The sequence below is a fragment of the Streptomyces sp. NPDC054840 genome, from assembly GCF_053611065.1.
The window spans coordinates 1-2,536 of sequence record NZ_JBSGZP010000873.1; the positions used below are offsets into that span (position 1 = coordinate 1).

The 2,536-nt window shown below is 70.5% G+C and carries 2 protein-coding genes; both read left to right on the forward strand.

All coding sequences use genetic code 11. The annotated features are described in order from the left end of the window. Nucleotides 1-271 precede the first annotated feature (271 nt). Nucleotides 272-1,660 (forward strand): dihydrolipoyl dehydrogenase, encoded by a 1,389-nt coding sequence (lpdA, locus tag ACWGIU_RS35290; protein ID WP_030731050.1) that lies wholly within the window; start codon nt 272-274, stop codon nt 1,658-1,660. Nucleotides 1,661-1,714: 54 nt separating this feature from the next. Continuing rightward, nucleotides 1,715-2,536: biotin/lipoyl-containing protein (locus ACWGIU_RS35295; RefSeq protein ID WP_453712177.1), on the forward strand; the 822-nt coding region annotated here is incomplete at its 3' end.

Here is a 2,536-nt window from a genome sequence, read left to right on the forward strand (position 1 = left end):
GGTCAGGGCCCGGGGTGCGTCCGTCTCACGACGAAACCTGAAGGAATCGGTAGGTATCCCGGTCGGTGTCTACGCACAGGTAACCCCCGGCCGGGCGGATCGCCCCATCACATCGTGGGCCCGGCGTCCCGCGTTCCCCCGACAAATGCGAAGATGGGTTCTCGGCAGGACAGGGCCCCCACCACAGGGCCGAAGAAACAAGCGGCCGTATACCAGCCGCCGCCCGGTCACAGAGGACCGGTGCCCGGCGCACATGCATGGAGGACGTGACGTGGCGAACGACGCCAGCACCGTTTTCGACCTAGTGATCCTCGGCGGTGGCAGTGGCGGTTACGCCGCGGCGCTGCGCGCATCCCAGCTGGGTCTGGACGTTGCCCTGATCGAGAAGAACAAGCTCGGCGGCACCTGCCTGCACAACGGCTGCATCCCCACGAAGGCTCTGCTGCACGCGGGCGAGATCGCGGACCAGGCTCGTGAAGCCGCCCAGTTCGGTGTCAAGACCTCCTTCGAGGGAATCGACATCGCGGGCGTCCACAAGTACAAGGACGAGGTCATCTCGGGCCTGTACAAGGGTCTGCAGGGTCTGGTCGCCTCCCGCAAGGTGACCTACATCGAGGGAGAGGGCCGCCTCTCCTCCCCGACTTCCGTCGACGTGAACGGCCGGCGCATCCAGGGCCGCCACATCCTGCTGGCGACCGGCTCCGTGCCGAAGTCGCTGCCGGGCCTGAACATCGACGGCAACCGCATCATCTCCTCGGACCACGCGCTGGTCCTGGACCGCGTCCCGGAGTCGGCGATCGTCCTGGGCGGCGGCGTCATCGGCGTCGAGTTCGCCTCGGCGTGGAAGTCCTTCGGCTCCGACATCACCGTCATCGAGGGCCTCAAGCACCTCGTGCCGGTCGAGGACGAGAACAGCTCGAAGCTGCTGGAGCGCGCGTTCCGCAAGCGCGGCATCAAGTTCAACCTGGGCACCTTCTTCGACAAGGCCGAGTACACGGAGAACGGCGTCCGCGTGACGCTGGTCGACGGCAAGACCTTCGAGGCCGAGGTGCTGCTGGTCGCGGTGGGTCGCGGCCCCGTCTCGCAGGGTCTGGGCTACGAGGAGCAGGGCGTCGCGATGGACCGCGGCTACGTCCTGGTCGACGAGTACATGCAGACCAACGTGCCGACCATCTCGGCCGTCGGTGACCTCGTCCCCACCCTCCAGCTCGCGCACGTAGGCTTCGCCGAGGGCATCCTGGTCGCAGAGCGTCTGGCCGGTCTCAAGGCCGTCCCGATCGACTACGACGGTGTCCCGCGCGTCACCTACTGCCACCCCGAGGTCGCTTCCGTCGGCATCACCGAGGCGAAGGCCAAGGAGATCTACGGCGCGGACAAGGTCGTGGCCCTGAAGTACAACCTGGCGGGCAACGGCAAGAGCAAGATCCTCAAGACCGCGGGCGAGATCAAGCTCGTCCAGGTCAAGGATGGTGCCGTGGTCGGCGTCCACATGGTCGGTGACCGGATGGGCGAGCAGGTCGGCGAGGCCCAGCTGATCTACAACTGGGAAGCTCTGCCGGCCGAGGTCGCGCAGCTCATCCACGCGCACCCGACCCAGAACGAAGCGATGGGCGAGGCCCACCTGGCCCTGGCCGGCAAGCCGCTTCACTCCCACGACTAATTCGTCACGGGCGCGACGACCACTTCCGCACTTTCGTTAGGAGCAACTGAAACCATGTCGGTTTCCGTAACCCTTCCGGCGCTCGGTGAGAGCGTCACCGAGGGCACTGTCACCCGCTGGCTGAAGGCCGAGGGCGAGCGCGTCGAGGCCGACGAGCCGCTGCTCGAGGTCTCGACCGACAAGGTCGACACCGAGATCCCCTCCCCCGTGTCGGGCATCCTGGCCTCCATCAAGGTCGCCGAGGACGAGACCGTCGAGGTCGGCGCAGAGCTGGCCGTCATCGACGACGGCTCCGGCGCTCCGGCCGCTGCCGCGGCTCCGGCCGCCGAGCCGGCCGCCGCCGAGGCCCCCGCGGCCGCTCCGGCTCCGGTCGCCGAGGCCCCCGCGGCCCCGGCTCCCGCCGCCGAGGCGCCCGCTGCCGCCGCCGCTCCGGCCGCGTCCGGCACCGATGTCGTGCTCCCCGCCCTGGGCGAGTCCGTCACCGAGGGCACCGTCACCCGCTGGCTGAAGCAGGTCGGCGAGTCCGTCGAGGCCGACGAGCCGCTGCTCGAGGTCTCCACGGACAAGGTCGACACCGAGATCCCCGCGCCGGTCTCCGGCACGCTGCTGGAGATCCTGGTCGGCGAGGACGAGACCGCCGAGGTCGGCGCCCGTCTGGCCGTCATCGGCGTCGCCGGTGCCGCTCCGGCCGCCGCCGCTCCGGCGGAGGCTCCGGCTCCGGCCGCCGCCCCGGCCCCCGTGGCCGCTCCGGCTCCGGCCGCTCCGGCTCCGGCAGCTCCGGCCGCTCCCGCCGCCGCCCCGGCTCCGGTCGAGGCCGCCGCTCCGGTCTCCGCCCCGGCTCCGGAGCAGGCCGCCGGGCGGGTGGCCGGCCCGGCG